Genomic DNA, 17,704 nt, shown 5'->3' with positions numbered 1-17,704 from the left:
TTCAGGGCAGGTGCAGGCGGTAGCCGGATTGCGGGATCGTTTCAAGCACCAGCGCCGGGTCGAGCTTCAGGTGCTTGCGGATCTTGGTGATGAACACGTCCATGCTGCGCCCGAGGAAATAATCGTTCTTTCCCCACACGTGGAGAAGGATGTCTTCCCGGCGCAGGATCTTGTTCGGATTGGTACAGAAGAATTCAAGCAGTTGTGTTTCCTTGGCGGTGAGCAGCACTTCATCCGTGCCGTTGAGGATCCGGTTTTCACCCGGGAGGAACAACAGCTTGCCGAGACGGATCTCGGTTTGTGTTTGCGGTAGCAGCATGCCCGTGCGGCGCAGAAATACCTGCATCCGACTCCGAAGCTCTTTCATGCTGAACGGCTTCGTAATATAGTCGTCGCCACCATGCGCGAATCCCTGGAGCTTGTCTTCCTCCATCGATTTCGCGGTGAGGAACAGGATCGGAACCACATCGTTGCGCTGCCGGATCTTCCGGGCGAGGCTAAAGCCGTCACGCCCTGGCAGATTCACGTCGAGCAGGCAGATGTCGGGCGCCTGGCGCTGAAACTGGTCCCAGGCAGTGTTGCCGTCGGGGCAATGCAGGACTTCGTAGCCGTCTTCTTCGAGCTCTTCGCGGATGAGGGCGCCCAGCGGAAGGTCATCTTCGGCGAGCAGCACGCGTTTGGGTTTATCCATGGTGGCTGTTGTTGGCTGTTTGCAATTTAACCACGAATTCGCTCCCCACACCGGGGATGCTTTGCACAATGATGCGGCCGTGGTGGGCCTGCACGATGCGTTTCACAAAGGCGAGCCCGAGGCCGAACCCGCGTGCCGGTGCTTCATCGCCGGTGGGCACGCGGTAGAATTTGTGGAAGATCCGGTCGAGGTAGCGCTTTTCGATACCGCGGCCGTTGTCTTTCACCGACAGCAGCACCGATCCGTTTTCGTTGCGGGTGCTGACGCGTAGCTTCGGTTGGTCGGCGTATTTGAGGCCGTTTTCAAGCAGGTTGGTGATTACGATGAGCAGGTAGGCCGGATCGCCTTCAAGCATGAAGTGGCGCGCATCGAGGGCGCATTGCACTTCGGCGTTCTTAGCCGCGGCCAACGGTTCGAGGTTGTCGATGGCCTGCGTCACCAGCTCGTGCAGGTTCACGGGGCGCTTGTTGAGGTGCAGCAGCTGCGATTCGGCGTGAGCATGCTGCAGCAACCGCTCGATCTGGTGCTGCAGGTGCACCGTTTGTTCCTTGATCACCGTGGCGTAGCGCAGCAGCTTGTCGGGCTTGTCGGCGATGTTCGGCCCCTCAAGCACCTCTGCGGCCAGCGTGATCACCGACAGCGGTGTTTTGAATTCGTGCGTGAAGTTGTTGACAAAATCGCGTTGCGTTTCGTTGAGAAACTTTTGCCGGTAAAAATAGTAGAGGCTGAAGCCGAGCAGCAGCAGTACGATCAGCAGTACCACGGAGGCGATGATCCAGAGATGCATCAGGGAAAGAACGTACTGGTCGCGGAACGGAAAAAACAGCGTCAGGTAGTCGTGCCGTCCCGCCGGCTCGGGCAGCCGCAGGCTGGTGACGCGCGGCGCGGTGGGAGAGGGCAGGAAGGCGGTGTCGGTGTAGGCACGCCGGCGTCCGTCGTACAATCCGACATAGGTATTGGTGAACACGCCTTCATTCTCCAGCTCGTCCCGCACGAGGCTACCGAGGCTGTCGGTCGTGGGAAGGCTGTCGAGGCGGATGAAAAAGGTGCGGCTGTCGGGAGTTTCAATCAGCTGGCTCAGGTTGAAATCGGCGTTGATCTTGAGCCCGATGTCGTCGTAGAGGGAGCGCACGGCACGGGCGATGGCATGGTCGAACTGCTTTTGCTCGAGCCGGTAGATCTTGTTGAGCCAAACGAGCTGGAAGCAAATGATGGTAGCGATCACAACGGTGGCGATCACGATGCCGAGGCGAAGCGTTTGGGCGCGCAGGGTCATGGAGGTAAAGTTCGCCGCCTGCGGCCGAACGGGACCATTTTCCGGACCGATTAACGTATTTTTTAGTCCGGTGCCGTTGGAGGTCGCTGTTTCCTTCTGCCCCTGGTGCCCGAAGGAGATGCCCCGATGTTCCTTCCTGTTTCCCTACGGGTGGCTGTAATGAGCCGCGGGCGGCTAAAAAGATCAGTCCTGGAAGCGCGCCGCTACCTTTTCAAAGACCTCCCGTATTTCTGCGGTACACAGGTTGCCGATGCTGCCCTCATGCGTGTGCCGCAACTCCGTCGACGTGTCGTAGCGGAAGTTGCCCGATTCGATGTCGTTGCCTACGCGGCGGTAGGCTTCGCGAAAGGGCACGCCTTCGTTGACCAGCGCGTTGACTGCTTCCACGCTGAAAGCGTAGCGGTACTTTTCTTCGTTAAGAATATCCCGGCGCACCTCCATCTGTCCGAGCATAAGGGTGGTCATCTGCAGGCAGGCCCGGAGCTCGCCGAGAGCGGGGAATACGATCTCCTTAGTGAGCTGCAGTTCGCGGTGATAGCCAGAAGGCAGGTTGCCCAGCAACAAGGCCAGCTCATTGGGCACCGATTGCAGGCGGTTGCATTTACCTCGAACAAGTTCGAATACGTCGGGGTTTTTCTTGTGCGGCATGATGCTGCTGCCCGTGGTGAGTTCGGAAGGGAAGGAGATGAAATCGAAGTTCTGGTTCAGGTACAGGCAGCAATCCATCGCCAGGCGACCTACGGTGGCCCCGATGGCGGCCAGCGCAGTTGCGGCAAAGCGTTCCGTTTTCCCGCGGCTCATTTGCGCGTACACAGAATTATAATGCAGGTCGCTGAAGCCCAGCAGCGCCGTCGTGCGGCGCCGGTTTAGGGGCAGCGACGAGCCGTAGCCCGCGCCGCTGCCCAGCGGGTTTTTGTTGGAGAACTCGTAGGCTGTTGCCAGCAGCAGCAGGTCGTCGGCAAGGCTTTCGGCATAAGCGCCGAGCCAGAGACCGAAGGACGAAGGCATGGCCAGCTGCAGGTGCGTATACCCCGGAAGCAACACGTCTTTGAAACGCTCGCTTTGCCCTTGCAGTACGTCGAAAAGGCCGCGCACGTCGTTCTTCAGCTCCAGTAGTTGTGCGCGCAGGAACAGTTTGATGTCGACAGCCACCTGGTCGTTGCGGCTGCGGCCGCTGTGGATCTTCTTGCCGGTGTCGCCGATGCGGCGGGTGAGGAGCAGCTCCACTTGCGAATGCACATCTTCCACACCTTCTTCCAGAACGAAGCTGCCTTTTTCGATTTCGACGGCGATCTCGCGCAGGGCGGTCGCGGCGGTGGCCGCTTCCTCCGCGGTCATCAGGCCCACTTCGCCGAGCATCGTAACGTGTGCAATAGAGCCCTGCACGTCGTAAGGTGCCAGCAGGAGGTCGAATTCACGGTCGCGGCCCACGGTAAACGATTCAATGCCGGCGGCGGTAGCGGTACTGTCTTTCTGCCAGAGTTTCATTCCAATTGCTTTAAGAGTTCGATGTAGAGGCGGATGCCTTCGTTCAGTTCGTCGATGCCGATCCATTCATCGGCGGTATGGCTGCGGGCCGAGTCGCCCGGGCCGATCTTGAGCGCGGGAAAGGGCAGCAGCGCCTTGTCTGAGGTAGTAGGCGAACCGTAGGCTTCGCGGCCGAGGGTACGCCCGGCGCGCACGAGCGGATGGTCGTCGCCGATCACCGAAGAGCGCAGGCGGAGGCTGCGGGGCGTCAGTGCAGACGAAAGCTCGGAGCGGAGCAGCGCCAGCACTTCTTCCAGCGTATAGCATTCGTTCACGCGCACGTCGATCACAAACCGGCACCGGGCCGGCACCACGTTGTGCGCCCTGTTCTCCGTTTCGATAACGGTGGCTTGCGCCGTTACGGGACCAAGGAGCGGCGACACGCGTTCGAAGGTGAGTTGCTGCAGGCGCATGATATCGCGCAAGGCCCGGTAAATGGCGTTATCGCCTTCGTTGCGCGCGGCGTGGCCCGCCTTCCCTGCAGCCACGGCGTCGATCACCAGGAGGCCGCGCTCGGCAACGGCGAGCTGCATTTTCGTGGGCTCGCCCACGAGTGCGCCGTCAATGTCGCTGAGCAGGGGCAGGATCTTTTCAATACCGCCGCGGCCAGAGATCTCCTCTTCGGCGGTGGCGGCCATAATGAGGTTGAACGGCAGGTCTTCTCTGTCGTAGAAATACAGGAAGGCCGCGATCAGTGCCACGAGCGGGCCGCCGGCATCGTTGCTGCCCAGCCCGTACAATTTACCGTCTTCGATGGTTGCCTCGAAGGGATTGCGGGTGTAGGAAGGCGCCGGCTTCACCGTGTCGTGGTGGGAGTTGAGCAGGTAGGTCGGGGCGCCTTCATTCCAGTGCCGGTTGCGGGCGAAGACGTTGTAGCCCTCCTGGTAACAGGGAATACCTTCGGCTTCAAAGAAACGCGCAATGTGCGAGGCGGTGCGCTCCTCCTCTTTGCTGAAAGAAGGAGTGGCAATGAGTTGCCGCAATAGCGCCAGTGCCTTTTCCTGTAACTGTTCGAGGGTGTAGTTAGCCATGATGAATGCGGGTTCCGCTTTGGCCCGAAAGCAGCGCCGGCAGCGCTTCAGCCTGGCCGATGATTACTTCCTGCACACCGGCCGCGAGGGCGCGGAAGGCATTGTCCAGCTTCGGCAGCATGCCGCCCGAAACGATACCGTCGGCCTTCAGCGTCGCGTAGCGTTCCGGGTTTATTTCGGAGATAACTGATTGGTCGTCGTCCGCATCGCGCAGCACACCGGCTTTTTCAAACGAATACACCAGCCGCACGGAATAAAGCGCGCCGAGGGCTGTGGCCGTTTCCTGCGCGATGGTATCGGCATTGGTGTTAAGCAGCTGACCGTTGCCATCGTGAGTGATCGGCGCGAGCACCAGCGTCTGCCCGGCTTCGATCAGCGTATGCAAAAAAGGCGCATTGATAGCAGTTACATCTCCGACAAAGCCGTAGTCGATGGCGCTCGCCTGGCGCTTCTGCGCCCGCACCGCGTCGCCGTCGGCGCCGCTAAGGCCGATGGCCGGGCAGCCCAGCGCCTGCAGGCCCGCCACGATCGATTTATTGACCCAGCCGGCATAAACCATCGTCACTACTTTGAGTGTTTCCGCATCGGTAATGCGGCGCCCATCCACGAGTTGCTGTTGGATCTTCAGCTCGCCCGCGAGGCGCGTGGCCAGCTTGCCCCCGCCGTGCACGAGCACCTTCGCTCCCGCTACGGCCGCGAACCGGAGCAGGAAACCGTGTAGGCGCTCTTCGTCGTCGATGATGTTGCCCCCGATCTTGATGACCGTCAGCTCTTTCATGCGTTCGATTTTAAGATGTCGGCGAGAACAGCCTGCGCTGCCCACACGCGGTTGCCCGCTTGCTGGGTTACCAGGCTGTGCGCGGAGTCGAGCACTTCGTCGCTCAGCTCCACGTTGCGGCGCACGGGCAGGCAGTGCATCACCTTTCCGTTATTCGTTGCCTTCAGCTTGTCAAGGGTTAGCATCCAGTCGGTATCGTTGCTGAGAATCTGCCCGTATTGCTCGTAAGAGCTCCAATTCTTTACATAGATGTAATCGGCTCCTTCGAAGGCTTCGTCCTGGTTGTGCGTGATGCTAGCGCCCTTCGTGTATTGCGGGTCGAGGGTATAGCCTTCGGGATGCGTCACCACGAAGTCGGCACCGCCCCATACGGTCATCCACTGGGCAAAGGAGTTGGCCACGCATTGCGGCAGCGGCTTTACGTGCGGCGCCCAGCTGAGCACTACTTTGGGCCGGCGGCCGCCGGCGAATGTCTCACGGATGGTCAGCAGGTCGGCGAGGCTTTGCAGCGGGTGCAGCGTAGCGCTTTCGAGGCTGACTACTGGCACGCCGGCGTATTTTACAAACTGGCTGATGTAGCGCTCGCTGTAATCTTCAGCGCGGTCCTTCAGTCCCGGGAAGGTGCGGATGGCGAGGATGTCGAAATATTGGCCGAGGATGGGCGCTGCGTCTTTCACGTGCTCCACGGTGGTTCCGTTCATCACGGCGCCTTCGGCGAACTCGAGGGCCCAGCCCTCGGCCCCCACGTTGAACACGATGGCTTCCATGCCGAGCTGTTGCGCAGCTACCTGCGTGCTGAGGCGCGTGCGCAGGCTTGGGTTGAGAAAGAGGCAGCCGATGCGCTTGCCGCGTCCGAGCGTTTCGGCGGAACGCGGCGCTGCTTTGAAGGCCGCGGCGCTGTCGGCCAGCGCGGTTACATCGGGCACATCTAAGGCGGAGAGAAAATGCTTCATGGTTGTGGCGGGAAATTAGAGGTGAGCTGGGGTGGCTTCGCGCTCCAGGGAGGCAATCGCCGCGCGGAGGCTTTCCAGGAATTCGCCGGCGGCGGCGCGACCGAGGTTGAGAGCGGGCAGGAGGCGCACAACAGCGGGCTTCGCCTCCCCCGTAAAAATACGGTACTCCTGCAGCAGCTTCGCGCGTAGCGTTTTCAGCTGCGGGGGCAGGTCGAAGCCGATCATGAGGCCCTTGCCACGGACGTTCTGCAGCTGTGGGATGGCTTTCAGTTCCTCCATCAGCCAGGTGCCGGTTTCAGCGGCGGCCTGCAGCAGTCGTTCCTGTTCGATCACTTCCAGCACCGCCAGTGCGGCGGCGCAGGCGAGGTGGTTGCCCCCGAAGGTGGTGCCCAGCAGCCCGTGTTTGGGCGCGATATGCGGTGCGATGAGGATGCCGCCGACCGGGAAACCATTACCCATGCCTTTGGCCATGCTGTAGACATCGGCATCCACGCCGGCGGTATCGGTGCAAAAGAAACGACCGCTGCGTCCGTACCCACATTGCACTTCATCAGCAATAAAAACGGCGCCGTGCTGCGTGCACCGGGCGCGGATGGCTTGCAGGAAGGCATCGGTGGCGACGGTGATTCCGCCTACACCCTGGATGGCTTCGATGATGACGGCCGCGGTTTCGCCGCCATGGGCGTTGAACCATTCGTGCAGAGCCGCTTCATCGTTGTACGGTAGAAATACGATGTTGCCGGTTTCATTCACCGGCGCCACGATCGCGGGGTTGTCAGTGGCGGCTACGGCCAGCGACGTGCGGCCGTGAAATGCTTTTTTGAAAGCCACGATCTTTTTGCGGCCCGTGTGAAAAGAGGCGAGTTTCAGGGCGTTCTCGTTGGCTTCGGCGCCGCTGTTGCACAGGAACAGCTGGTAATCGGGTCGGCCGCTGACGGCGCCCAGCTTATCGGCCAGCTGCTGCTGCAGGGGGATGCGTACCGAGTTGGAATAAAAAGCGATCTGGTGCAGCTGTGTCTCAATGCGTTGCACCCAGTGCGGGTTCGTGTGGCCAATGGAGATCACCGCGTGCCCGCCATACAGGTCGAGGTAGCGCTGGCCGGCATCGTCCCACACGTAGCTGCCCTCGGCGCGGGCGATGGTGATGTCGTTGATCGGGTAAACGTCGAATAGCTTCATTTCTTATAGAGTTCGCCGGCAATGCTGGCCGACAGTTTAATGCCTTTGATGAGCGCCGAGCTAAGGCCCTGGTGCTCCATTTCATTGAGCCCGGCGATGGTGCAGCCTTTCGGCGAGGTGACCTTGTCGATCTCCTCTTCGGGGTGGGTGCCGTTCTGCAGCAGCAATTGCGCGGCGCCGAGCGCCGTTTGTGCCGCGATCGTGATGGCGTCGTGGGCGTGAAAGCCGATCTCTACGCCACCCTGCGCCGCGGCGCGGATGCTGCGCAGGAAAAAAGCGATACCGCAGGCGCACAGGGCCGTGGCCGCGCTCATCAGTTCTTCGTTGATTACGATGGAGGAGCCCATGGTGCCGAAAAGGTGTTGCACAAAGCGCAGGTCTTCATCGGTTGCCCCGGATGCGGCGAGGCAGGTCATGCTGGCCTTCACGCGTAGCGCCGTGTTGGGCATGGCGCGGATGATGCGGGCCTCGTCGCCGAGGTGCCGGCGCAGGTCGCTGCTGTGCGCGCCCGTCACCACCGATACAACGAGTTGCCGCTGCGCTTGCAACATGGGAGCGATCTCGTCGAGTACGGCGTTGAGCTGCTGCGGCAGGATGCACAGGAAGATCACGTCTGCGTTCCGAACAGCTTCGCGGTTGTCCGTGCCCGTGATAAAGCCTTCGGCTGCAAATTCGGCCAGGGCCGCGCTGTTGCGCCGGGTAACGGTGATGGCGGCGGGCACCGCCGCCCCGGACTCTACGAGTCCCTGTGCCAGTGCGCGCCCGATGTTGCCCGCACCGATGATGGCTGCTTTCATATCAGAATGCCAATGGTTTCAGTTGTACTCCTTCCGCTTCATTTCGTCCAAACATCAGGTTCATGTTCTGCACTGCCTGTCCTGATGCCCCTTTGAGCAGGTTGTCGATAGCGCTGTGTACCACGAGCTTGCCGCCGGCCACTTCGGGCTGCAACACGCATTTGTTGGTATTCACGGCCTGCTTCAGGTGAATGGGCGCGCGGCTGACGATGGTGAACGGATGCGTTCGGTAAAAATCTTCAAAGAGGGTATACGCTTCTTCCTGCGTGCCCGCAAAATCCAGCGTAGCGCTGACGAAGATGCCGCGCGGAAAGTCGCCGCGCCAGGGTACGAAGTTCAGCGCAAAACCTTCGGGCTGCAGCGACATGACCGATTGGCCGATCTCGTTGCCGTGCTGGTGCGCCAGCGTTTTGTAGGCCTGGATATTCTGGGCCCGCCAGCTGAAGTGCGACGTGGCGCTGAGGCCCTGGCCCGCGCCGGTGGAGCCCGTGATGCCCGTGGCGTACACTTCACCAAGTAGTCCGGCCTTCGCCAGCGGCAGTAGTGCCAGCTGGATGGCCGTGGCGAAGCAGCCGGGGTTGGCCACGTTTTGCGCGGCGCGGATCGCGTCGCGCTGCAGCTCGGGCAGGCCGTAGACGAAGCTGCGGTTGCCGATCGTGGCGCGGCCCGAAAGGCGGAAGTCCTGCGACAGGTCGATGACCTTCACGGAAGCCGAAATTTCGTTTTCAGCCAGGAATTTTTTGGCCTCGCCATGTCCGACGCAGAGAAAAAGCACGTCGATGTCTTGCGACAGCTCGCCCGCGAAGCAGAGCTCCGTTTCGCCCAGCAGGTCGCTGTGCACCGAAGTTACCGGGCTGCCGGCCTGGCTGCGGCTGTGCACGAACGCGATCGCAACGCCCGGGTGGCGCAGCAGGAGCCGCAGCAGTTCGCCGCCGGTGTAGCCTGCGCCGCCTACGATGCCGGCCTTAATCATGGCTACTGTTTTTTACCTGGTGAAAAATGGCGGTCTGGTTACCGAAGATCTTGCTGAAGCCGCGTACGTCTTCGCCGGTCCAGCCGCTGTTCATCTCGCCATAGGCGCCGAACTTGCTGCTCATGAGGTCAAAGGGGCTTTCAATGCCGGTCACCTGGTAGCGGTAGGGGTGGAGTTGTAGAAATACGGTGCCTGTTACTTGCTCCTGGCTCTTTTCGAAGAAGGCTTCGATGTCGCGCATGACCGGATCGAGGATCTGGCCTTCGTGGAGCCAGTTGCCGTAGAAGAGGGCCAGCTGGTCTTTCCAGGTGAGCTGCCACTTCGTGAGCACGTGCTTTTCGAGGGCGTGGTGCGCTTTGATGATGAGGATGGGCGCGGCGGCTTCGAAGCCCACGCGGCCCTTGATGCCGATGATGGTGTCGCCTACGTGGATGTCGCGGCCGATGCCGTAAGGCGCGGCAAGTTCCTGCAAGGCCTGGATGGCCTCCACGGGGTGGCTGTATTCGGTGCCATTGACCGCCAGCAGCTGTCCCTTTTCGAAGCGCAGCGTGACGTCCTCGCTGCCCGTTCTGGTCACGGGCGTCGGCCAGGCTTCTTCGGGCAGGAAGCCGTTGGAGCGAAGCGTTTCGCGGCCGCCCACGGAGGTGCCCCAGAGGCCTTTATTGATGGAATACTGGGCTTTTTCAAAGTTCATCGTCACGCCCTTGTCCTTCAGGTACTGGATCTCCTGCTCGCGGCTGAGGCGCTGGTCGCGGATAGGGGTGAGGATCTCGAGGCCCGGCACCAGGATATGAAAGATCATATCGAAGCGCACCTGGTCGTTGCCGGCGCCGGTGGAGCCGTGCGCAACGGCATCGGCACCCAGCTTCTGGGCATGCTCGGCGATGTGCAGCGCCTGCACGAGGCGCTCGGCCGACACGCTGAGGGGGTAGGTGTTGTTCTTGAGTACGTTGCCGAACACCAGGTACCGGATGATGCGCTCGTAGTAGGGGCGCACCGCATCCACGGTCGTATGCGTTTTGACGCCCAGCGCATAGGCGTGCGCCTCGATGGCGCCGAGCTCGTCGGCGCTGAAGCCGCCGGTGTTGACGATCACGCTGTGTACCTCGTAGCCTTTGTCTTCGGTGAGGTATTTCACACAATAGGAGGTGTCCAATCCTCCGCTGAAGCCCAGAACGATTTTCTTCATGGTGGTGGGTCAATGGCGCATGGTGCATGGTGAAACGGGATTGACCGTCGGCCATTCACCACGCACTGCTTACGGTAAAAGGTTAAACAAAAACATTTTAATCTTGCGGCCGCTGTTGCGGTCGATGTTGAAGCGCTTCAGGAAGCGGTTCTGCTTGAACCGGAGCAGGCGTTCGAAGACGGGCTTGCGTTTTTCGAAATCCTTCTTCACCTCCTCGGCTACCGCGTGCTCCTTCGGGTCGAAGAGCATGGCCGTGCACAGGCAGTTTTTACGGCCTTTGCTCATCAGGATGTCGTAGTTGACGCAGCTCTGGCAACCGGCCCAGAATTTTTCATCCTGCGTCAGCTCCGAGTAGGTCACGGGTTCGTAGCCCAGCTCGCTGTTGATACGCATGACGGCGAGGCCCGTGGTCAGTCCGAAGATCTTGGCCTCGGGGTATTTCTCGCGGCTCAGATCGAAGATGCGCTGCTTGATGGCCTTGGCCACACCGCCTTTGCGGAACTCGGGCGACACGATAAGGCCCGAATTGGCCACGTATTCGCCCTCCCAGGTTTCGATGTAGCAAAAGCCCACCCAGGTGCCGTCGGCCGTCAGGGCGATGACCGCCTTGCCTTCCGCCATTTTCTGGGCTACATAATCGGGGCTGCGCCGGGCAATACCCGTGCCGCGCGCCTTTGCCGATGCCGCCATTTCGTCCACGATGAGCTCTGCATATACTGCATCCGCAGGGGTAGCGACCCTGATAATGATCTGCTGATTCTCCACGATATCCGTAAAAAATAAGAGTTGAAAGGATAACCAATCCCAAGAAAAAACCGTTCCGGAGACATTCACTGATAGGGGCCCTGGTGAACGGCTCGGCCTATCAGAATCTGCGTCGCGACAGGTAGCGGAACAGGTCGAAGCACACATCGTACATCCGGGTCAGCGCCGGTGTAAAGAAGATGAAGTGTTTGTTGTGTGTGCTTGTGTTCATTGATTGAAAGCGCAAATATAGCAACCCGGTTCCTTGTTCAACGTTAAAAAAAACGGGTGTGTAAGGGACTTTGCTTAGTTCGACGAAGGCGCCGGGCCATCGAGGGGCTGGATGGAGATGAGGAACTCGAACAGGTTGGTTTCGGTGGGAAGTTGCAGCTTCTTGCGCAGGCGGTAGCGACTGATCTCCACGCCGCGAACGGAGATGTTCATCAGCTGGGCCACTTCCTTGCTGCTCAGGTTCATACGGAGGTAGGCGGAGAGTTTCAGCTCGTTGGGTGTCAGGGCCGGGAAGCGTGCCTTCAGGGCGGAGAGGAAGTTGCCGTGCACCTTGTCGAAGTGGTGGGAGAAGTTGTCCCACTCCTCGTTCACCTTTTCCTCTTCGTGCAGGATGCGGATCACTTTTTTGAAATCTTCGGTCGCAGCTTCGTTGTCGATCTTTTTGCGGATGCGCGCGAGCTCGTCTTTGAGGCGGCCCAGCATCTCGCCTTTCTGCACGAGGTGCATCGCTGAGGACGCCAGCTGCGAGTTCTTGTGCACGATCTCGGCCTCCAGCTTTTCGTTTTGCAGGCGGATGATCTCCTTTTCGTTCTTTTCGAGCTCCAGCTGGTGCAGGTACTGCAGACGGCGTTGCTCTTCTTCGTGGCGCTCCTGCTGCAGGCGGAACTTGCGGCGCTGGTAGCGAACGAGCCCGAAGAGGGCGGCGCCGCAGAGCAGGGCGTAGAACGCGTAGGCCCACCAGCTGAGGTACCAGGGCGGCAGCACCGTAAACGTGTAGGCTTGTACCGCCGACTCCTGGCCGAGGCTGTTGCGCGCCTTAACCTCGAAGGTGTAGGTGCCGGCCGGCAGGTGCTGGTATTCCTTCTCAATCCGCTTCGACCATTCGGGCCAGCTCTTGTCGAGGCCGCGCAAGCGGCAGCTGTACTCGATGTTGTCGAGGTCGCCATAGGAGGTGGAGGCGAACTCGAAGCGGACCGTATTGGAGCCGTTGGCCACCTGCAGGTGGGCGGGCAGCGCCCCGAAGCCGCCGTAGAGCAGCGTGTCGGAAGACCCGCTGCTGCGCATGCTCCGGAGAAGCACTTCCAGGCGGTGACGGCGTTGCAGGTATTTGCGGAAGTTGATGTGTACAAAGCCCCGCTCCGCGCCGATGAGCACGTTCTGCGGGTCGATGGGGCAAATGAACTCGAAGCCGTTGACCAGCTTTTCCGTGAGCTCGGGCAGGTACAGCACCTGGGGCTTGTCGCCGGCGAGTAGCACGCCCACCTTTTTGTCGCGCACAAACCAGATGTTGCCCTCGCCGTCCTCCTTCATCAGGTGAATGTTGGGCTGGTTGAGCAGTCCGCTGAAATAGGCGGATGGGATAAAACGGTCGTGCGCCGGGTCGTATTCAAACACGCCGTTCTCGGTGGTGGCGATGATGCGGTTGCGGACCTTGAAGATGTAGTTGTTGTTGACCGAAAGGAGGCCGTCGCCGCTGGCGTAGCGGCGGAGCTGGGGCCGGAGCGCGGCGTCGAAGCGTACGCGGTAGATGCCCTTGTAGGGGTGCGCCACCCAGATGGTGCGGTCGTTGTTGTCGATGCTGATGAAGCGCGCCGATTCGAAGGGGGCGGCCTGGTCGCGGACGCCGAAAGAGCCGCCGTCGAAACCGAACAGGCGGATGCCGTTGTAGGTGCCGGCCACCACCAGCTCGGAAGGCAGCACGTTGGAGTAGGGGAAAAAGGCCCAGTAGCCGGTATTTCCGGCCAGCTTGCGCACGGCATCGCCACGTACCTCGAAGGCGCCCTCGTGGTGGCCCATCAGCAGGCGCCCATTGACCTCTGATAGGTTCCAGACCTGTCCCTGCGCGCCCGGAATAGGCTCAAAGGTGCCCCGCGCATAGCTGAAGTCGCGGGTGTCGTCGAGCGAAACCCCGTACAGCCCGTTGGAAGTGCCGATATAAAGCTTTCCCCCGAACAGCATCGAGGTATAGCCCGAGCCTTCGTTCTGAAGCGACGGGTAAATATGCCGCACGGGGCTGTCGTAGGTAATGTAATCGATGCCGTTGTCGAGGCCGAGCCAGAGGTTCCGCTCCCGGTCGAAGAAGACGGACAGGATGTTATTATTCTGCAGCCCCTCGCGGCGGGAGAAGTTTTGGGTGATACGGCCCTGGTGGTCAACGATATAGCAGCCTTCGAGTGTGGTGGCCAGCAGATAGTGCTGTGGGTCGGCCACGGTGGCAGTATAAATAAGGAGTCCGGCGATCTTTTTCAGGTCGGGCGTTTCGAAGGGCTGCAGGCGGCCGCCGGCGATGAGAAAGGTGCCGTGGCGGAAGGTGGTCATCAGCATCGAATCGCGCCCGAAGGGGAGAAGCCCGGTGCAGAGGAAGTCTTTCGGGTAGGTGGCTCCCGGCAACAGGGGCTCCCAGAGGCCGTTCCGGAAACGGAGCAGGCCGCGCGGGGCTTCCTGCACCAGCAGCTGTCCGTTGCATTCGGCCATAAAGCGCCAGTCGGCGCTGTGCGACACGGTCACCTTTTCGCCGGTAAACTGGAAAATCTTGTCGGAAGTCCTGAAAAACAGGCTGTTACCATAGGTGACGATGTTCCATACGTCGGCAAATGCGCGGTCGGCGGCGGGAATGAATTCTTTCAGACTGTGGTAGGCGAGCTGGCCGTTGGGGCCCGGGGCGAAATAGCCGAGCTCATCCTGCCCGCCGACGTAGATGCGGCCGTTGCGGCCAACCTCTACCGCGCGGACGATGGTCTTGTTGGGCAGGGGATAGGTGTTCCAGTAAGCACCGTCGTAGGTGAGGAGGCCTTCGTTGTTGGCAAAATAAAGGAGGCCGAGGCTATCCTGGCGGATCTGCCAGCTTTGGGTGCCCGCCCGGTAGGCCTGTTTGCCATAGTTCCGGATCTCGGGCAGGCCGATCGTATTCTGACCGCTCAGGCGGGCAAAAAAAACGAGCAGGACAAAAAGGAGCGCAGCCGGTTTCATGAAACAATCGTGCTGTGAATTTAACGAAATTTTTATTGATGTAGTGGTGAAGGGGTGAAAAACCGCTCATTTTCAGCAAAATGGGGGCTTTGATGTAGTAGTGATGTAGTGGCTGATGAGGGGTTTGCCTCCGGTGTAGTCTACTTTTACCGCAGGGTTCGGCACCGTATGGGCCGCCCGGACGATTCTAGTACACTCTGCTAAAACGCTTGTTTATGAAACTAAAAATTGCCTTGCTCTCTGCTGTGCTTGCAGCCTCCGGCTCCGGCGTCTTCGCTCAGGAGTTGACGGTCACCGGGAGGGTGACCAACGCGAATAATGAACCCTTGTCTGGTGTTACCGTAACCGTTCCCGGCTCGAAGTCGGCCGTTACTACCAATGCCCAGGGGCAGTACTCCATTACGGTGCCGAAGGCCGGCACCACCCTACGCCTTAGTTATGTAGGTATGGAAACGCAGGACGTGCTGGTCAGCGGAAGCGGTTCCCCGGTCAACGTTTCGCTTGCGGGCGCCGCCGGCACCATGAATGAAGTGGTGGTGGTCGGTTACGGCCAGCAGCGCAAAGCGGTAGTTACCGGTTCCATTTCTTCCGTGAAGGCCGACCAGATCAAGAGCGTGTCCAACACCCGCCTTGAGCAGACCCTCCAGGGCCGCGTGGCGGGCGTGACCGTGCTGCCCACCTCGGGCCAGCCCGGCGCCGGGCTCTCCGTCCGCATCCGCGGCACCGCCTCCAACCGCGCCACCGACCCCATCTATATAGTAGATGGTGTGCGGATGGGCGGCATCGAATCCATCGACCCCTCCGACATCCAGTCGATCGACATCCTGAAAGACGCCGCCTCGGCTGCCATCTACGGTGCCGAAGCCGGCAACGGGGTGATCCTCGTAACGACCAAAGGCGGCAAAGGCGCCCGTTCGCAGATCACCTATTCCGGCCAGTACACGGTACAGTCGGTGAAAAAGGACTTCATCAAAATGATGGACGCCCAGCAATACACCCAGTACCTCAACGAGGCCGGTGTGGTGGGCGCACCCACCTTCGCCGACGCCGCCAACCTGGGTAAGGGCACCAACTGGCTCAACGAAGTGCTTCGCGACGCGCCCCAGCAGCACCACTCCGTGGGCTTCTCCGGCAGCAGCGACCGCGGTAACTTTTACCTCGGCGGCAACATCTTCACCGCCGACGGTATCGTCGGTGGGCCAAAGTCGTTCTTCCGCCGCTACACTGCCCGCTTCAACGGCGACTATAAAGTAAAAGACTGGGTAACCGTGGGTGTGCGTATCAGCTACATCAACCACCACCGCGCCGCCATCTCGGAAAACAATGAGTTCGGCTCCATCCTGTCCAGCGCCCTGGTGATGGATCCCACTACACCGGTCGTATACAACGATCCGAACAACTACCCGGCGCATGTGCAGGCGGCCCTCAACCCCGCCACTACTACCGCCAACGGCACCCCGGTAAACAGCCTCCTGCTGTACGACGGCCAGGGCCGCCTCTACGGCCTGTCGGGTTACCTCCGCGGCGAATACGCCAACCCCATCGCCCGTATCGAAAACCAGCACGGCGAAAACATCCAGAACAAGGTGCAGGGTTCTGCCTACGTGGAACTGACGCCTTTCAAAGGCTTCAAGTTCACCTCGCGCTTCGGTGTCGACAACGCCTTCCAGAACGGCCACGGATGGAATCCCAAATTCTGGTTCTCCAGCGAAAACCTCGCGGAAGCTTCCGGCGCCTATAATTATTACGACAACTGGAACTACTGGCAGCTGGAAAATTTCGCCAACTACACCCGCAAGTTCGGCGGCCACAACTTCAACCTGCTGGGTGGCGTTTCCGCACAGCGCTGGCACGAGTTCCACACCAGTGGTTCGTACACCAACCTGTTCCGCCAGGAAGAGCGTTTCTCGTACGCCTACTTCAGCACCCCGATCAACACGCCCAGCACCGGCGGCAACATCGTCGACTTCTCGCTCGCTTCGTTCTTCGGCCGTCTGAACTACGACTACGAGAACAAGTACCTGTTCATGGCGTCGCTGCGCCGCGACGGGACTTCCAAAGCGGCCCCCGGCCACGAGTGGAAGACTTACCCCGGTGTTTCGGCCGGCTGGATGTTTACCAATGAAAACTTCTTCCCCGAGCGCATCAAGCGCGCGCTGAGCTACGGTAAGCTTCGCGCCAGCTGGGGCCAGGTGGGCTCCGTCAGCTCGCTGGGCGTTGGCGAATGGATGAATAAGATCGTACCTACGGGCGTTTATTACGATGCCAATGGCACGCCGCTGCAAGGCGCCGGCCCGGGCTCGCTGCCAAACCCCGAGCTCACCTGGGAAACCAGCGAGCAGCTCGACTTCGGTGCGGACCTCGCCTTCCTCAACAACCGCCTCACGCTGACCGTTGACTACTATAAGAAGACCACCAAGGATCTCCTCACCAACGGCACCGTGCCCAACTTCGTGGGCAACTTCATCTCGACGGTGAACGTGGGCAACGTGGTGAACAAGGGCTGGGAACTGGAACTGAACTACCGCCAGCCTTCGGCACGCAACCGCGGCTTCAGCTGGGAAGTAGGGGGAAACATCACGACCCTGCACAACGAGGTAACCTACCTCGATCCCAACTCGCCGGTCATCAACGGCGCCGGTATCGGCACCGGCTGGACGGCCACGGCCATGCAGGTGGGCAACCCCATCTGGTATTTCCAGGGCTACCAGACCGCCGGTATCTTCCAGAACCAGGCGCAGGTGAACGACTACATCGCCAAGAACGGATTGACGGGGTACACGCCCAAGCCGGGTGAGCCCATCGTGGTGGACGTGAACGGCGACCACCTGATCAACTCCAGCGACATGACCAACATCGGCTCGCCGCACCCGGACCTGATCTTCGGCGCACACGTTCGCTTTGAATACAAAGGCTTCGACCTGTTCGTGCTGGCCCAGGGTCAGACGGGCAACCAGGTGCTCATGGGCTTCAACCGTACCGACCGCCCCACGGCCAATAAGCCGGAGTTCTTCTACGCCAACCGCTGGACCGGCGAAGGCAGCACCAACACCTGGTTTGCCGCCAACACGTCCAACGATAAGGCGTACAACAGCGACCTTATGGTGTTCGACGGTTCGTTCATGCGCATCCGCCAGCTGCAGCTCGGTTACAACTTCGCCCCGTCGCTGCTCCGCAAGGCCGGCATGAGCAACGCCCGCATCTACGCTTCGCTCGACGACTTCTTCACCTTCACCAAGTATCCCGGTGTGGACCCTGAAGTAGGCAACAACGGCGGCGCCTCCATCGGGATCGACCGTGGCGGCTACCCGATCCCCCGCAAGGCTACCATCGGCGTGAACTTAACTTTCTAAACAACTCAAAAC

General features: G+C 60.4%; 13 protein-coding genes. 1 reads left to right on the top strand and 12 read right to left on the bottom strand.

The features are described from left to right. Nucleotide 1: 1 nt before the first annotated feature. The 12 genes from E0486_RS07945 to E0486_RS07890 form a co-directional block, all read right to left on the bottom strand. Entirely contained in the window at nucleotides 2–691 is a 690-nt protein-coding gene (locus E0486_RS07945) for a response regulator transcription factor (protein ID WP_131851621.1), read from the bottom strand. Next, the gene (locus E0486_RS07940) at nucleotides 684–1,967 is read right to left on the bottom strand and encodes a sensor histidine kinase (protein WP_131851620.1); all 1,284 of its coding nucleotides are present in this window, start codon (nucleotides 1,965–1,967) and stop codon (nucleotides 684–686) included. The genes E0486_RS07945 and E0486_RS07940 overlap by 8 nt, the downstream gene beginning before the upstream one ends. Before the next feature lie 183 nt (nucleotides 1,968–2,150). Beyond that, nucleotides 2,151–3,455: an argininosuccinate lyase gene (gene argH / locus E0486_RS07935; protein WP_131851619.1), complete on the bottom strand. Its 1,305-nt coding sequence runs from the start codon at nucleotides 3,453–3,455 to the stop codon at nucleotides 2,151–2,153. Next, nucleotides 3,452–4,525, bottom strand: coding sequence for a M20 family metallo-hydrolase (locus E0486_RS07930; protein WP_131851618.1), 1,074 nt, complete (start codon nucleotides 4,523–4,525; stop codon nucleotides 3,452–3,454). The genes argH and E0486_RS07930 overlap by 4 nt, the downstream gene beginning before the upstream one ends. After that, entirely contained in the window at nucleotides 4,518–5,303 is a 786-nt protein-coding gene (gene argB / locus E0486_RS07925) for an acetylglutamate kinase (RefSeq protein WP_131851617.1), read from the bottom strand. The genes E0486_RS07930 and argB overlap by 8 nt, the downstream gene beginning before the upstream one ends. Beyond that, a complete protein-coding gene (locus tag E0486_RS07920; protein WP_131851616.1) occupies nucleotides 5,300–6,256 on the bottom strand; it encodes an N-acetylornithine carbamoyltransferase in 957 nt (318 codons plus the stop codon). Before E0486_RS07920 ends, argB begins: the two co-directional genes overlap by 4 nt. Before the next feature lie 15 nt (nucleotides 6,257–6,271). Continuing rightward, nucleotides 6,272–7,435, bottom strand: coding sequence for an aspartate aminotransferase family protein (locus E0486_RS07915; protein WP_131851615.1), 1,164 nt, complete (start codon nucleotides 7,433–7,435; stop codon nucleotides 6,272–6,274). Next, nucleotides 7,432–8,232 carry a pyrroline-5-carboxylate reductase gene (gene proC, locus E0486_RS07910; RefSeq protein WP_131851614.1) on the bottom strand — a complete coding sequence of 267 codons (801 nt, stop codon included), beginning with the start codon at nucleotides 8,230–8,232 and terminating at the stop codon, nucleotides 7,432–7,434. Before proC ends, E0486_RS07915 begins: the two co-directional genes overlap by 4 nt. 1 nt (nucleotide 8,233) lies before the next feature. Next, nucleotides 8,234–9,205, bottom strand: a complete 972-nt coding sequence (gene argC, locus E0486_RS07905) for an N-acetyl-gamma-glutamyl-phosphate reductase (protein WP_131851613.1) — start codon at nucleotides 9,203–9,205, stop codon at nucleotides 8,234–8,236. Beyond that, nucleotides 9,198–10,394, bottom strand: a complete 1,197-nt coding sequence (locus E0486_RS07900) for an argininosuccinate synthase (protein WP_131851612.1) — start codon at nucleotides 10,392–10,394, stop codon at nucleotides 9,198–9,200. The genes argC and E0486_RS07900 overlap by 8 nt, the downstream gene beginning before the upstream one ends. Before the next feature lie 69 nt (nucleotides 10,395–10,463). After that, nucleotides 10,464–11,159: a GNAT family N-acetyltransferase gene (locus E0486_RS07895; protein ID WP_131851611.1), complete on the bottom strand. Its 696-nt coding sequence runs from the start codon at nucleotides 11,157–11,159 to the stop codon at nucleotides 10,464–10,466. A 285-nt stretch (nucleotides 11,160–11,444) separates the two neighbouring features. Continuing rightward, nucleotides 11,445–14,339, bottom strand: a complete 2,895-nt coding sequence (locus E0486_RS07890; protein WP_131851610.1) for a triple tyrosine motif-containing protein — start codon at nucleotides 14,337–14,339, stop codon at nucleotides 11,445–11,447. A 215-nt stretch (nucleotides 14,340–14,554) separates the two neighbouring features. Here E0486_RS07890 and E0486_RS07885 point away from each other — a divergent pair, with 215 nt between their 5' ends. Next, the gene (locus tag E0486_RS07885) at nucleotides 14,555–17,692 is read left to right on the top strand and encodes a SusC/RagA family TonB-linked outer membrane protein (RefSeq protein ID WP_131851609.1); all 3,138 of its coding nucleotides are present in this window, start codon (nucleotides 14,555–14,557) and stop codon (nucleotides 17,690–17,692) included. The last annotated feature ends 12 nt before the right edge of the window (nucleotides 17,693–17,704 follow it).

The sequence above is a fragment of the Flaviaesturariibacter aridisoli genome (assembly GCF_004343705.1).
Lineage (GTDB): Bacteria > Bacteroidota > Bacteroidia > Chitinophagales > Chitinophagaceae > Flavisolibacter > Flavisolibacter aridisoli.
This window is presented reverse-complemented; position numbering and strand designations above follow the sequence as displayed.